The following is a 14,983-nucleotide window of genomic DNA, read 5'->3' as shown; positions in this document are numbered from 1 at the left end:
TTGGCAGTTACGATGAGCCAGAAACCCTCTCTTATCAAATCGACCTAAACTGTCCCATGGGCGCTGACGTCAGACAACATTTTCTCGGTGCAGAGATGGGTTGGAAAGTTCGATGACGCGGAGGGAGGAGACATCCCGGCGCAGTAAGAATTGCCGTCGGAGGCCTGAAGTATAAGCAAAACTTGCGACAAACCTCGGCTTTGCAGAAAGCCTACTGCATTTGGCCAGGTTGGACTGGTCAGTACCCGATTTTTTGCATCTTGTGTCGTCGACGAAGGCCGCTAAGTGTAGACCTGCCTACCGTGATAACAGCGACCCGTTGAGCCTTTGTTTTCGACAGCACGGGTATCAAGACAGAGGGTGAAGCTGAATGGTTTGTTCGCAAGCATGGACGCCCTATGCGGTGATTTGGCGCAAGATACACACCGGCATTGATAAGGAAACGCTGGAAGCGCGCCATTGAAGTCACCACCAGAAATGTCGCTGACGCTCGCTGTTACCTGAGTTAACTGCCCGGACCCCGGTCGATCAGGACAACGGTTTAGTGACCGCATACAGTGCTTGCGACAAGCAAATGCCGTGACGCGATGGCCACGAGTGGCGCACATGCCGTCATTCTCCCGCACAGGAATGCCAATCTTTGAAGTCCACAAACATAGATGCCATCGTCCGAAGCGCAAAGCGATGGTAGACCCAGACGGCATAGGCGATGACATCTCGCGGAAAACTAAAGCCCTTCAGGTGCGGCATTTTGAACGGTATCTTCATGCGTGAGCGGTTACCAGTTCAGAACGCGCAAACAAGTTGGCAATGTCCCTAGAATAACTTTTTCATGATTGGGCCTCGACATTTTTTGCAGAAGAAAGAAGCCGCGATGCATCAATAGGGCTTGGCCGTCTATCAAGTTACCGACACAACGGGAATTTGGCTGCGCAACATGAATAGAGAGAAAGTCTACGACTTGTCAATTTGCTGGGTCAACGGCGCTGCGCGACGTCTGAACGACCGGTTTTCTTGCCGCGTTGCGATACAGAAAACTATGCCCTTGCAGCGAAATCGGCGCTGCGAGCGCACGCAGCGTGGAAATCCAAGGTACAGATTGGGCTCATTCGACACCTTCGCTGCTAGTTCGATGAAGGGCCGCTTTTCGTATTGGGTCAGAAATGCTTGACGTTTGGGTCAGAATTGAATGACGCGATTCACTGATTTATTGAGGTTTTGGCTGTCGATTGAGTCAAAGGTCAGAGACGTTCCACACCTTTGAATTAATTAGAAAAAATGGCGGTTTTTACCAGCTACCCGCCAACATACCCGCCGAATAGATTCCTCTTCTATAATTGAACATTCAGATAGAAGTGGTTGTAGCTGCGTTCTCGTGGGGTTGATCTGCTCAACGCCACAGGAAAACGAATTTTCGACACATCCGGAGGTGCGCGACTAGTTCACCGACCGTCCTGATACATGCGGCTGCTCTCTCTGGCTCTATGTCTTCTCGGTTGCTTTCGAATTGCCCGCCGGTCGCAACGCGATCCAATTTGAGTACCAAATCGGCATATCGCTCAAATCTGAACCCTAGAATTTTAGGTCCCTTCTCCTCGAAGGCTGCAGAAGCAGACAACGCCCCAGGGAGTTTTGCCGCATACTTCCTACACTCTTGTTTCTCTCTAGGGTCAGTAAGCCAGTACGCGCCTGCACCCCCGGTCGAATGCAAGGCAAGACGCCGGTCAAATACGACAGGCGCCGGTACAAACGGCGCAACCGGATTGAGATCATATTCGGCAGGCTCAAGGATTGGAGGCGCGTGGCGACACGCTACGACCGTTGTCCCAAGGTCTTCCTATCGGCCATCGCACTCGCGGCAACCATCATCTATTGGTTGTGAATCCTGAACCTAAGAGATCCCACACATTTAAGGGCCAGGATCCAGCCTGAGTCTATTCAAACGGAATCTTTGATTCTCCGATTGTTTCGATAAGCGGTGTTAAGTGAGATTCGTAGTTTCGCCACTTCTCCTTTGATGAGCGGTACAACGGCTGGCGCACTTGCTGAACACTTGCAGTGCGGACACGTCGTGCCCCTTTGTAAAACTCGAGACAACGATTATCCCACTCGAGACCACAATATGCTATCAAGCGCCGCGCTTGGAACTCGATATCGTCGACAAGGCTTTCATAGTGAACGGTGTGAAAGCTGCCGGAAGGGAGAACGTCCTTCCAATGCTGCATAACGCGCACATAGGCGTTAAAATATCGACCCAATTCGATCTGGTCGTAGCTGTGGAGCTGACTGCGCTGAAACACTCGGGTAAAGCAGGACAGACACGTATCTAGCGGATTGCGCGCGACATGCACGATCCGCGCATTGGGCATGATCGCATGAATCAGGCCAACCATCAGAAAGTTCGCAGGCATTTTATCAACGATATAAGGTTTGCCAGGAGCGTGCGTATCGAGCTGTTGGACATATCGTTGGGCGCGTTTTGAAAGCTCCTGATCCGTGAGAGCCGCGATCAGACTTCCAGTTTTCTTGTTTCCACCGCGCAGTTGATCGGTGAAAAGTTTGTGCAAATAGTTAAGCTCTCCGGCCCCGAATACGTCTGAATGGCTGGCGAGGATCGACTCTGTCAGCGTGGTTCCAGACCGCGGCATACCAACGACAAAGATTGGCTGGCTGCTATCCACGGAGTTTTGGCGGAGTTTCTCGATCAGTTCTGGAGTAAAGACCGAGATCAGATCGTCAGCCGTTTCCTCGATCTGATCGGCATCAAAATCGATAATGCTGCGCTTTAGCGCGGCCCCCTTTGCAAAATGCTCAAAAGCGCTGTCGTAGCGCTTGAGGTCCTCATAGCATTTTCCCAACGCGTAGTGATACGATACCGATTGTTCGGGAAGCAATTTGTCGGCTTCGGGCAATGCCGCCGCGAGAGCCTTAAAATCAGGGTTGTCTTCGGTAACTTTGTCCAGCCTGACCAACGCAATCTGGGCATTCAGACGCGCCTTGTCCCTTTCTGCCGCCTTGTTGAACCAGCTGCGGGCGGCGTCGAAGTTGCCCCGTTCCATCTCCAAATGGCCCAATGCGATCATCGTGGCCGAGAAATCCGGTTTTAGCTCAAGGGTCTTTTCGTAATTGGCAAAACCGGCCTCGAGGTCGCCAAGGTGCGATTTGCAAACGGCTATATAGTGATAAGCAGGCGCGTGGCCGGGGTCTATGCACTGCGCCTTTTCTGCCTCGACAAGGGCAAGTTCATGCAGATTTTTCTCGGTCAGAACCTGCGCCAGCCCGACATAGGATTCGGGCTTCTTCTCATCCAGCGAAATCGCATTCCGAAAACGGCGTTCAGCTTCGTCCCATTCGCTTTGCAAAACGTGTAACCGCCCCCGATTGCGATGTAACTCTGCGGAAATATGCCCCTTGCCAAGATAATCATCTGCCAGCTCTCTGGCTTCTTCTAACTCCTCAGCTTCTATCAAAACAGAAATGAGGTTGTTGACACTCTCCAGATAGTCCGGGCGCAGATCCAGCACCCGACGGTAGAATGAGATTGCCGCTTCCCTGTCCTCCTTGTCGCGCGCGATTGAACCCAGATTGTTCAGCGCCGCAACCAGATTGGGATTAAGGGCCAGCGCTCTTTTCTGAGATACCTCGGCTTCAGGCAGATCACCGATGTCATAATAGGCCAACCCAAGGTTTGAATGTGCATTTGCGACCCCCGGAGCAAGCTGGGCTGCACGTTTGCCAACCCTGAGTGCTTCTTCAGGTTTTCCGTTTGTGCGCAATACCTCGGTGAAGTTCGACAGGAACCCGGCATTGTCCGGCTGCAATCGGATCGCTTCGCGCATGGCATTTTCGGCTGGCCCAGTCTGACCGGTTTGAAACGCAATTACACCAAGCAGTTGATGCGCGGGCGCGTATTCGGGTGCAGCCTTGAGCACTTGGTTCAGAACATTGACAGCTTTATTCAAATGCCCTGTTTCGTAGGCCTGAACTCCTTGGTTGTAGGCCTCTCCGATGGAAAATGTCTGGTTTCTTGGCATCCAAATAGCTCCGGGCTGGCGCAAGACGGCAGTCTGATCGCAAGCGCCGTCAAATCGCCACATTGTGTTGCAGTTTTCCTACGAATTTCCAACAGCAATAGGTCAGGGTATGCAATGCAAAATTGGTAGATTGCAAATATGTTAACGACTTCCTAACAGTTCATAAGCGGGGCCGATCGCGAAAACGCGGCGAGTTTCGAGAAAAAAGACAAAAAATCTAACGGGATAGTAAATGTCTAAAAATGAGTCGAGGGCGAACGCCCCTAAGCTCCGTGGGGGGCGTCTTTTCAAGTGGAAAGGCCAAATTGTCAGTGCGGCTCCTGCTGCGCTATTGGCACAGGTATCGATGGTTGCCCTGATGGCCGGGGACGTACATGCGGATACGATCTCGAATGTGGTGACTACGCCTCAGGTTTTCTCGGCCGATGCGAATCACGAGGTGACGGCAAGCGGTGCGATCGAGATAACATCTTCGACTGCTGCCGCTCTGACGATCACTACGGATTATTCGAGCACGTTTACCAATAACGGCTCGATTTCAGTCACTGCTTCCGACACTGATACGGCGACGGGTCTGCGGCTAGATGGCGGCCTGCTTGAGGGCGGCCAACTGGTGAACAATGGCACCATCTCACTGGAGATTACCGGTTCTGACCCTCAGGATATTTATGCGGTGCAGGTAAACGGTGATGTCGCCGGTTCGATCGTGAACAACGGCACCATAGAGGTCGATGTGCAATCGACTGATGGGGACATCGAAGCCTGGGGTATCTACGTCAACGGAGACATGACTGAGACCGGTGAAATTGTGAACACCGGCACCATAAGGGTCGACGGGTTAATCGATACCTCCTCAGGAAGCACCGCATCAGTCTACGGTATCGCCGTTGATGGCGACGTTGGGGGTTCCATCAGGAACACGGGTACAATCGATGTTCGCGCCAGATCCTTCGCCGACGATTACGCCTATGCTTGGGGCATCTATGTCGAAGATGACCTGCTAGAGACTGGTGAGATTGTCAATTCAGGCACGATAAAATCGGTCGCCATCTCCACCAGCGACAGTACTGCATCTGCGTTCGGGATATTCGTCGACGGCGATGCGTCCGGTGTAATCGTGAACACGGGCACACTGGACATTTTGGCGTCTGCCCCATCGACCTACGAGGCGATCGCCTATGGCATTTCTGTCGATAGCGATCTGTCCGGTCGGATTGAGAACAGCGGTACAATCAAAGTAACTGCGTTGGGGGTAGAATCCGACGCTACTGCGTATGGTATCCACGTCGATGACGATATGCTGGAAGGTGCCACTATTATCAACAGCGGTACCATCACCGCATTTGCAAGTGCCGACACCGACGATCCAGCCTACGCGGGCGGTATGTATCTGGAAGAACTGGTTGAAGGTACCGTAGTCAACTCGGGTACGATTACCGGCACCGCTCAATCACTCAATACCGCTTCCGAGGCGACAGCTTCGGGCATCTATGTTGGCGACGACGTTTCAGGCACGGTTACCAACTCGGGAACCATGACGTTGCGCGCCGAGGCCGCCGAAGACTCTGCAACAGCCGCAGGAGTCTACCTAACCGACAACCTGAGCGGCACCATCACGAACTCGGGCGTGATTACGGCCACTGCGATCTCACGGGATACCGAGGCCGAAGCCTATGGCGTATACGTCGACGAAATCGCAACCGGAGACATCACGAACTCGGGCAGTATCACGGTCACCGCTCAGGGTGGAATGGATGGTGGTGGACTATCACCGGACCAATCAACTGCAATCGGTGTCTACGCCAATGACATGCAGGGATCCTTCTCAAACACAGGCGAGATCACCGCTCATGCGGTCGGCGCTTCAGGAACACGTGCTGCCGGTATTCAATTCGACAACTTTGACGGCACGATCGACGACCTGGGAACTATCCGGGTTTCGGGAAATGACGAGGTTTATGCCGTATATCTCGGGACGGGTTCGGGTACGCTCAACGCTGATACCAAAGACGACGTTGCGGGCATGATACGGGTCGACGCACACAACGTAAATCTCGACGCTCAGGGCGGCAGTGCTGTGTTTCACTTTGAAGACGCTACGCCCGGTGCGGGCGCTTTCACGACCACAGTGTCCGAAGAGGGCTCAGCCTGGTTTGTGCAGGATGAGGGCGGAGCAGCTCCGGTATACGCAGCTGTCGATGCTGATGATTTTGCGGTTTCAGGCGACGTCGTCGCCTTCTACGGAAGTGTAGTAGGTAGCAGTGGCAACGCGCTGAACTATGACCTGCCACCGCAAGTTGCGCAGGGGGCCACCTTTGCGGGCTTCAGGCCATTTGCGATGATTGATGCGCAATATCGAGAGTTCGACCCTGAAACCGGTAGTGATTTGGACGTATCGCTTTTCAGTGGTAGCGCCGGGGTTGCCGGACAGTTGGACAATGGCCTTGCTTTAGCTGTTGGCATGGGCGTTTTCTCGGCAGATGGAGACAACGAATCCGCAGATTTTGACACGACCGGTTTCTATCTCGACGCTGCTCTGGGCCGGCAGATTGGTGCATACACGCTTGAAGCAGGGTTTGGTTATGGCTGGCTCTCGACAGACCGCACCCGTCAAATCAATGGCAGCGATGATGCACATGCCGATTATGACAGCAGGCTGTTGACAGCGCACATCGCTGTCGAACGCGGGTTCGACGTCAGCGATGATTTCGGGCTGATCGGATTTGCAAACGCACGCTATACCAACCAGAAAGACGATGGCTATACCGAAACACGGTCAAGTGCCAACGCCACGGTTGGAGATGTCACCACCGAAGTCATCGAAGTCCAACTGGGTGTTGAAGCCGAAAAGCTGTTCGGCAATGGTGGTATACTAAGCGGACAGCTGAGCGGAGTTCTGCGGCGCGATCTGGGAACATCAGATGCGAATGTAACCGTGTTCTCCTCGACTCAGTCGCTGATCTTTGCCTCTACCGACTTCACCGGCGCTCGCGTCTCGGTTGGTTACGAGCAGGAGCTTGTTCAGGACATTCGGCTCGAACTGAATGCAGAGCAGGAAATCGGAAACGACGCCCAGGGACCCTTCCTGCGGGCGGGGCTTCGCTGGTCGTTCTAAATCCAAAGATCCCTGCGGCACCCAGTGCGGTGCCGCAGATTTCAGCTCGAAGCTGAACGATGTCGGGCTATTTGACGTATAGTGTTGACCCTTTTACAAGTCCATTTGAGCTTTTCAAGTGGTCGACAATTATCCGAACATATTGCGGTTGCCTGAAAGCAATTGCGCAACTGTTTCTTGAGTTTGTGTAAGCCGACATTCGTCCGAGTTGCGACATTGGTCAAAAAGGGCTCTTATCAGACCTTATCCGCGCAAAGTTATTGTTTATAGGACAAAGGAACGACTCATGACCTCACCCAAACCAAATGTCGGCGCGCAAATCGAGCAAATGAGTTTTTTGAGGCTGGGGTCTGATGACAAGGTTACGATCGGTCAACAAAAAGACCGCTGGACCATGTTGTTTGTTTACCGAGGTAAGCATTGTCCACGCTGCAAGCGCTTCTTGAACAAGTTGAATGTGGCGCTGCCAGCATGGGCTGACGTTATGGACGTTATTGTTGTCTCTGCCGACACCAAAGAAAAAGCTGCGGCAGACAAAGCAGAATTCGGCTGGGAGTTTGATCTTTGCTATGGAATGACCGAAGCGCAAATGCGCGCGCTTGGTCTTTATGTGTCATCACCCCTATCTGATGCGGAAACCACGGGTCTGTTCGCTGAACCTGGCGCGTTTGGTATCCGTCCGAATGGGACGCTGATGCTGGCCGACATCTCTAACGGCCCTGCGGCACGTCCCGATTTGGAAGAGCTTTTGGACGGCATGAAATTCAATATTGATAATGATCGTCCGGAACGAGGAACGGCCTGAGACCACCAGATCGCATGGCCTCGGTTACTCAAAGTAGCCTGGGTGCGTCTTGTGAATGAAGTCGATGGTTTCGTCGAGGCGGGACAAGTGTTTTCTGACAGAGGCTTGCGCTTGGTCATGGTCTCCTGCCGCCATGGCCTCTGCAATCTCTCGGTGATCGGCGAGGATGGCGTCTGCGGCGCTGCCCTTTTCAAGACTGAGCATACAAAGCCGGTCAACCTTTTGCTTGGATTCTAGCATTACATCAAACGCCATCGGATTGCCGCTGAGCACGTAGATCAGTTTGTGAAAATCATAGTCCAGCGCGTGAAATGCCGATAGGTCACCGTCACTGATCGCTTGCTCTTGTAAGGCGAGGTTTTCTGCAAGTTTTGCTTCACGTGTTGCGTCCCAAACTTCCATTGCTCGATGGACGATCTCTAGCTCCACCGCCATTCTAACCAATCGCGCGAGAGCCACACGCTCCATAGAAAATCCTCGAACTACGGTCGCCTTTTGTGGTCGTATCAAGAGCAGATCTTCGTTGCCGAGCCTTGTGAATGCGTTGCGAACAGGTTGGCGTGATACGCCGAATCGGCTGGCTACCTCTGTTTCGGATAGCTTTGTACCGGGAAGAATTTCAAGCGAAACGATCTCGTCGTGTAGCGCTTCATAGACCGCATCGGTTGTGGTTCGTCTGACAATATCTTCCACGGTATGTTGCTTGCGCCCTCTATCTTGGTTGCGTTTCAAATTACAGATTCACCTTTAGATCATTGAAATATATAGAATATTCTATTTGATCTTGCTTGAGTGAACCAATGTAATCCTGTCACCTATCAAATGCCCTGCGCTTTCGACTGTCAAGCAATCTGACATACTAAAAGCCTACAGTTGACATAACTTGGATACTAGTGTCCCTTTAAGGGCAGCAGCGATTCTGGTCCTTGGGGGAAATCGAAAGCTACGTGGCTTACGGTCTCTGAATTTCCATGAAAGCCAAATCCTGTCCAAAATTAATCGGGGAGGAGAACCCATGACTTTCACGAAATCGTTCTTTGCAACTGCGACCGCTGTGGCATTCATTGCAACGTCAGCTTCGGCCGAAAACTGGCGGGCCTGGAACATCCACAACGACGGCCATCCCAACACGGCTGCAATGGACAAGTTTGCCGAACTGGTTGACGCTGCTACAGACGGCGAGGTTACCGTCGATGTGTTCCACGGTGGTGTTCTTGGTTCCCAACCGGATGCCCTTGAACAGGTTCGTATCGGCGCAATCGAGGTTGGTAACTTCAACCTCGGTCCCATTGGCCCAATGGTGAAAGAAGCTAACCTTGTATCGCTTCCTTTCATCTTTAAGGATGTGCCGCACATGTTCCGCGTGCTGGACGGCGAAGCCGGTGAGGTTGTTTCAGCTGCGATGGGTGAAGCAGGCGTTCTGCCACTGGCATGGTTTGATGCCGGTGCGCGTTCTTTCTACAGCCAAAAACCGATCAACACGCCAGCAGATGTCGAAGGCCTGAAAATCCGTGTGATGAACAACGATCTTTATACATCGATGATTTCAGCTATGGGCGGAAACCCGTCTCCAATGGCTTTCTCCGAAGTTCAGCAAGCTCTGAAAACCGGCGTTGTTGATGGTGCGGAAAACAACTTCCCGTCATTCAAAAATGTCGGCCACTTTGAAGTGACCACAAATTATTCTTTATCCGAGCACCTGATTATCCCCGAGTGCATCTGCGTGAACACGGCCAAATTCAATGCGCTGTCTCCTGAACTGCAGGCCGCTGTGCGCGGTGCAGCAGAAGAAGCCGCATTGGTCCAGCGTGAGCTTTGGGCAATCGGCTCTGAGCAAGCGCGTAAAGATGTCGAAGCGGCTGGCATCACAGTCAATGAAATCGCTGACAAAGGCCCATTCCAGTCCGCAATGGATTCGGTTTATGCAGACTACTTGGCTGCAAATCCTGACATGAAAGCGTTGGTAGAAATGGCGCAAGCCACTGAATAAGTTGTCTTAACAGTTCAACTTTGAGCGCCCGGCTCCGCCAATTGGATGCCGGGCGTTTTGTCTCAGAGGAAATCCAATGCAAGAGCCCGACACCCCCCCTGCCGCCATGCGCAACATGGACAGGATTCTTGATCTGCTCGCACGAGTTTGCATGTTGCTGTCTGGCGTCGCCATTGTCGTTATGACAGCGATCTTTGCCTGGCTGGTGTTCGGGCGCTACGTTCTGAATAACACGCCCACTTGGGTCGAGCAGGTTTCACTGCTTTTGGTCATGGTCATCGCGTTTCTCGGTGCGGCTGCGGGTGTGCACAATCACACGCACCTCTCCGTTGTTGTGTTCCGCAATATAGTTCCACCCTCTGTGCGAACGGTTTTCGTCGTGCTCACTGATGTCCTGATGGCGGGTTTCGGTGGCATGATGTTTTGGTACGGGATCGAGTTGACCATATTCAAATGGAACACCCTGATCCCGCTCATCCAATGGTCAGAAGGCTTGCGCTCCTTGCCTCTGACAATCAGCGGCGCTTTGGTGTTCCTTTTTTCCACTGGCCATTTGATCCGCCTGTTTCTGGGCCGAGACGAACGCCAAGACAACATTGATCAGGGATAGTTATGGGACTCATGATTCTGTTGGGGGTTTTTGCCCTTTGTGTCATCATCGGTGCGCCAGTGGCATACGCCCTTGGTATCGCTGCATTGGCTTCCTTTTGGTTTGAAGGATTGCCGATGTTTGTTGGATTCCAGCGTATCGTGTCGGGGATCAACGTCTTTTCCCTAATGGCGATCCCGTTTTTCATCTTTGCGGGCGAGCTGATGTTTCACGGTGGTATCGCGATCCGGTTGGTTCGGTTCGCGCAGGCCGCCGTAGGCGCTGTGCGCGGTGGGCTTGGTATCGTCAATGTCTTCTCGTCCATGTTGTTTGGTGGCATTTCCGGATCGGCAATTGCAGATATCTCGGCGCTTGGGTCAATCCTGATCCCGGTGATGAAAGACAAAGGTTATGATGCCGACTATGCGGTGAACGTCACAGTGACATCATCAATTGCCGGGATCATCATCCCACCCAGCCACAACATGATCATCTTTGCCCTTGCAACCGGCGGTGCAGTTTCAATCTCAAAATTATTCCTGGCCGGTGTTGTTCCCGGTGTCCTTATGTGTTGCTGCCTTGCGATTGCCGCCTATGTCGTGGCGGTCAAGCGCGGCTATCAGGCCGAACAGTTTCCGGGTTGGACCGCACTGGCCATCGCCTTTGTGGGCTCGATCCCTGGTTTGTTGACGGCCGTGATCATTGTTGGAGGGGTCTTGTCAGGCGTCTTTACAGTGACGGAATCCGGCGCGTTCGGGGCAATGTATGCCTTTGTGGTGACGCTTGTTGTCTATCGCAGCCTGTCCTGGGAAAACTTCAAAACCGCCGTTATCTCTTCGGTGCGCACAACGTCTATGGTGATGATCCTGATCGCCTGCGCCGGTGCCTTTGCCTATATGCTGACGTTCAACCGGGTTCCGACAAAAACAGTCGAATTCCTGTTGGGTATCACAGAAAACCCGATCCTGATCTTGTTGATGATCAACGCTGTGCTGTTGCTCTTGGGGATGATCATGGACATGGCCGCGTTAATCCTGATCTGCACACCGATTTTCCTGCCGGTGATGAACATGCTGGGCATCGACCCGCTGCAGTTCGGCATGATCCTTTTGGTGAACCTCGGTCTTGGTCTTTGCACGCCACCTGTCGGGACCTGTCTCTTTGTGGGGTGTGCTGTTGGAAAACTACCGATGGAGAAAGCGGTCAAAACGATTTGGCCTTTCTACCTCGCCATCTTTGCCGCGCTCATGCTGATCACTTTTGTACCGGCAATATCGCTGACGCTGCCGAACCTTATCATTGGCCCCTAAAGCAAAGGAGAATGAGGCGATGCTGACAATAAGGCGCCTGGACATCGATGACGCGGGCAAGTTGATCGCCGGAGCGCGAGCCAAAGCGCAGGAAATCGGCGTGCCGATGTGTATTGCCGTCACAGACGAAAGCGGCAACCTCATAGCGTTTGAACGGATGGATGGTGGCAAAATTACCAGCATCATTTTGGCCATCGACAAGAGTTTCACTGCAACCGGTATCCAAAAAGGAACCGATGCTCTTGGTGAAGCAAATCAGCCTGGCATGGCCGCACACGGAATATCCTCAACGCTGGGCGGACGAATGGTGACCGTTGCAGGTGGCCTTCCCGTGACGGTCGACGGACAGGTGGTTGGCGGGATCGGTGTCAGCTCGGGCTCACCAGCCCAGGATCTCGAAGTTGCACAGGCAGGGGTCACGGCGCTCTGCGAAGCCTAATTGGAAAGAGTTTAAGGAGTCAGATATGACAAAACCCGTCATCGGTTTCATCGGCCTCGGTCTTATGGGCGGCAACATGGCAGAGTGCCTGCAAAACAACAGTTTTGATCTGGTTGTCATGGGGCGAAACAAGGAAGCCGTCGCAGCCACAGTCAACCGCGGTGCTGTAGAGGTTAAAACGCCACGAGAGCTTGCTGAAAACAGCGATATCGTGATGCTTTGTGTAACAACATCGGATGTCGTCGAAAGCCTGATCTACGGCGATGACGGCATCCTGGCAGGCATCAAGGACGGTGCCGTGGTCATTGACTTTGGCACCTCGATCCCGGCGTCCACTCGCAAAATCGGCGCAGACTTGGCCGCAAAAGGTGCCGGTATGATTGACGCGCCGCTGGGACGCACACCCGCGCACGCCAAGGATGGTTTGCTGAACATCATGGCAGCGGGGGATATGGCCACCTTTGAGAAGGTGAAACCTGTCCTGGATGTACTGGGGGAAAATGTCTTTCACCTCGGCGAACTGGGTGCGGGCCACGTGACCAAGCTCATCAACAATTTTATGGGTATGACGACGGCTTGCACCATGAGCCAAGCCTTTGCTGTGGCTGAACGCTCAGGGGTAAACAAACAGCAGCTTTTTGACATCATGTCAGCTGGACCGTCCAGTTCCCCCTTTATGCAGTTTTGTAAGAACTACGCGGTAGATGGTGTCAGCGATTTGGGGTTTTCGATTAACAACGCCAACAAGGATCTTGGTTACTTCCTGAAGCTGGCCGAGGACGTGGGCACTCGTGCCGAGATCGCTGAAGGAACCGCGAACAACCTTCAGGCAGCCGCGGACGCAGGCATGGGCGACGGCAACGTGCCGGAAATCTTCGACTATTTTGCCAAGCTTTAGCGTCAGATCCATCAGTCACTCACGGCAGCACCAATTGAACGGGAAAGAACAACCATGAGACTTCAGGGAAAGACCGCAATTGTCACGGGCGGCGGCCGCGATATCGGGCGCGCCTGCGCTGTCAAACTCGCCTCCGGAGGGGTGAATGTCGCGGTGAACTACTTCGCCAGTAGTGTCGGCGCCGAGGAAACCGTAGCCGAGATCAAAAAGATCGGTGGACAGGCGTTTGCAATGCAAGGCGACCTGAACAAACCCGAAGAGGTCGATGCGTTGGTCGCCAAGACGGTCGATACCTTTGGCAGCCTGGACATTCTGGTGAACAATGCCGGAGGTTTGATCGCGCGCAAGAAAATCACCGAGATGTCGCTTGAACATTGGCAGGCTGTCATGGATCTAAACCTGACCAGCACGTTTCTTATGGTCAAAGCGGCACTGCTGCATATGAAATCCGGGGCCATTGTAAACATCGCCAGTCAGGCGGGTCGCGACGGTGGTGGCCCGGGTGCGTCGGCTTATGCAACGTCAAAAGGCGGGGTCATGACGCTCACCCGTAGTCTTGCAAAAGAACTGGGTCCCGATATCCGTGTCAATGCAATCTGCCCAGGCATGATCGACACGGATTTCCATAACATCCATACTCCCGATGCAGGCCGTCGCGGGCTAGAAGCTGCTGCGCCGCTCAAGCGGCAAGGCCAGTCTCAGGATGTTGCGAACCTCGTGGCGTTTCTAGCAAGCGAGGACTCGGCTTATCTGACCGGGACCAATGTCGATATCAATGGTGGGATGCTGTTCTCGTGACCACTGCAGAACAGGATACCTAATTGTCGAACGCTACCGTTTGTCTAACTTCGAAGTACTGGAAACCGGAATATGCGAATTCTCGCGATAGGTGAATGCATGGCCGAAATGGCCCCAACAGACGCGCCAAGCACGTATCAAATGGGGTTCGCCGGAGACACGTTCAATACAGCTTGGTATCTGGCCCAACTCACACCCGAAACACCCTTGTCCTATTTTACCGCCGTCGGAGATGATGCCATCTCGTCCCGGATGCTGGGGGCCATGCGCGAAAGTGGGGTGGACACCCAGCAGGTACGGATCGTGCCAAACCGTTCTGTGGGGTTGTATCTTATCACGCTGGACAACGGGGAACGTAGTTTTACCTATTGGCGCGGTCAGTCCGCCGCACGCCTGTTGGCGCAAGACAAGCAAGCACTTGCCCACGCCATGACGCAATCAGATCTCATCTATTTCTCGGGTATCACTCTGGCAATCTTGAACCCTGAAGGGCGCGCCGCCTTGCTCGACGTTGCTCGGTCAGCGCGGTGCGCCGGAAAACGGATTGCCTTCGACCCCAATCTGCGCCCGCATCTTTGGGACAGCCCCTCTGAGATGACCGAGAACATCATGCAGGCGGCCGCCGTTAGCGATATCGCCTTGCCATCGTTCGAGGACGAGGCACGTTGGTTCAGCGACATGAACCCCGCGGCCACTTTGCAGCGCTATGCAAGGGCGGGTGCGGAAACGATCGTTGTCAAGAATGGCGCAGAAACGGTCCTTTATCGTACCCGCGGCGCAGAGGGCTCTGTCCATGTTCCGCCTCTGGCCTCGGTTGTGGATACGACTGCTGCAGGCGACAGTTTCAACGCTGGCATTCTGGCGGGGTTGGCAACGGATACACCCTTACCTGACAGCATAGCGCTGGCCTGCAAACTGGCAGGGCATGTTGTGCAAGGCAAAGGTGCACTTGTTCCTATCAACCAAAGCCTGCTCGACAGTTGCCCACAGCCTTAGCAGAAGGAT

12 protein-coding genes and 1 pseudogene are annotated in these 14,983 nt (G+C 53.5%); 10 read left to right on the top strand and 3 right to left on the bottom strand.

What is annotated here, in order from left to right; translation table 11 throughout:
- Nucleotides 1–672 precede the first annotated feature (672 nt).
- Nucleotides 673–768: pseudogene (locus tag AC2FLD_RS19490) on the bottom strand (IS6 family transposase); the annotation flags it as partial.
- An 871-nt stretch (nt 769–1,639) separates the two neighbouring features.
- Here AC2FLD_RS19490 and AC2FLD_RS19485 point away from each other — a divergent pair.
- A complete protein-coding gene (locus AC2FLD_RS19485) occupies nt 1,640–1,882 on the top strand; it encodes a transposase (protein ID WP_496672799.1) in 243 nt (80 codons plus the stop codon).
- Between the two features lie 52 nt (nt 1,883–1,934).
- On the opposite strand, the gene AC2FLD_RS19480 is transcribed toward AC2FLD_RS19485, so the two are convergent.
- The gene (locus tag AC2FLD_RS19480) at nt 1,935–4,034 is read right to left on the bottom strand and encodes a tetratricopeptide repeat-containing sulfotransferase family protein (RefSeq protein ID WP_496672669.1); all 2,100 of its coding nucleotides are present in this window, start codon (nt 4,032–4,034) and stop codon (nt 1,935–1,937) included.
- A gap of 346 nt (nt 4,035–4,380) precedes the next feature.
- On the opposite strand from AC2FLD_RS19480, the gene AC2FLD_RS19475 reads away from it, so the two are divergent.
- Complete coding sequence (locus AC2FLD_RS19475; RefSeq protein WP_496672672.1) at nt 4,381–7,149, top strand: autotransporter outer membrane beta-barrel domain-containing protein; 2,769 nt, start codon at nt 4,381–4,383, stop codon at nt 7,147–7,149.
- A 286-nt stretch (nt 7,150–7,435) separates the two neighbouring features.
- On the top strand, nt 7,436–7,954 hold the full coding sequence (locus tag AC2FLD_RS19470; RefSeq protein ID WP_496672675.1) for a redoxin domain-containing protein: 519 nt from the start codon (nt 7,436–7,438) through the stop codon (nt 7,952–7,954).
- A 24-nt stretch (nt 7,955–7,978) separates the two neighbouring features.
- Here the strand turns inward: AC2FLD_RS19470 and AC2FLD_RS19465 are convergent, their stop codons facing one another.
- Entirely contained in the window at nt 7,979–8,647 is a 669-nt protein-coding gene (locus AC2FLD_RS19465) for a GntR family transcriptional regulator (protein WP_050605418.1), read from the bottom strand.
- Nucleotides 8,648–8,969: 322 nt separating this feature from the next.
- On the opposite strand from AC2FLD_RS19465, the gene AC2FLD_RS19460 reads away from it, so the two are divergent.
- The 7 genes from AC2FLD_RS19460 to AC2FLD_RS19430 all read left to right on the top strand — a co-directional run bounded on the left by AC2FLD_RS19460 (nt 8,970) and on the right by AC2FLD_RS19430 (nt 14,974).
- On the top strand, nt 8,970–9,944 hold the full coding sequence (locus AC2FLD_RS19460; protein ID WP_050605417.1) for a TRAP transporter substrate-binding protein: 975 nt from the start codon (nt 8,970–8,972) through the stop codon (nt 9,942–9,944).
- A 76-nt stretch (nt 9,945–10,020) separates the two neighbouring features.
- Nucleotides 10,021–10,554 carry a TRAP transporter small permease gene (locus AC2FLD_RS19455; protein ID WP_050605416.1) on the top strand — a complete coding sequence of 178 codons (534 nt, stop codon included), beginning with the start codon at nt 10,021–10,023 and terminating at the stop codon, nt 10,552–10,554.
- A gap of 2 nt (nt 10,555–10,556) precedes the next feature.
- Complete coding sequence (locus tag AC2FLD_RS19450) at nt 10,557–11,843, top strand: TRAP transporter large permease (protein ID WP_050605415.1); 1,287 nt, start codon at nt 10,557–10,559, stop codon at nt 11,841–11,843.
- Between the two features lie 19 nt (nt 11,844–11,862).
- Nucleotides 11,863–12,282: a GlcG/HbpS family heme-binding protein gene (locus AC2FLD_RS19445; RefSeq protein ID WP_170558403.1), complete on the top strand. Its 420-nt coding sequence runs from the start codon at nt 11,863–11,865 to the stop codon at nt 12,280–12,282.
- A 25-nt stretch (nt 12,283–12,307) separates the two neighbouring features.
- Nucleotides 12,308–13,180: an NAD(P)-dependent oxidoreductase gene (locus tag AC2FLD_RS19440; RefSeq protein WP_496672679.1), complete on the top strand. Its 873-nt coding sequence runs from the start codon at nt 12,308–12,310 to the stop codon at nt 13,178–13,180.
- A gap of 54 nt (nt 13,181–13,234) precedes the next feature.
- Nucleotides 13,235–13,978, top strand: coding sequence for an SDR family NAD(P)-dependent oxidoreductase (locus AC2FLD_RS19435; protein WP_496672681.1), 744 nt, complete (start codon nt 13,235–13,237; stop codon nt 13,976–13,978).
- Between the two features lie 72 nt (nt 13,979–14,050).
- A complete protein-coding gene (locus tag AC2FLD_RS19430; protein WP_496672684.1) occupies nt 14,051–14,974 on the top strand; it encodes a sugar kinase in 924 nt (307 codons plus the stop codon).
- Nucleotides 14,975–14,983: the final 9 nt, after the last annotated feature.

Source organism: Ruegeria sp. CDSA021 (assembly GCF_059612325.1).
The sequence above is the reverse complement of the archived record's forward strand: the minus strand, read 5'-3'. Positions and strand labels throughout refer to the sequence as shown.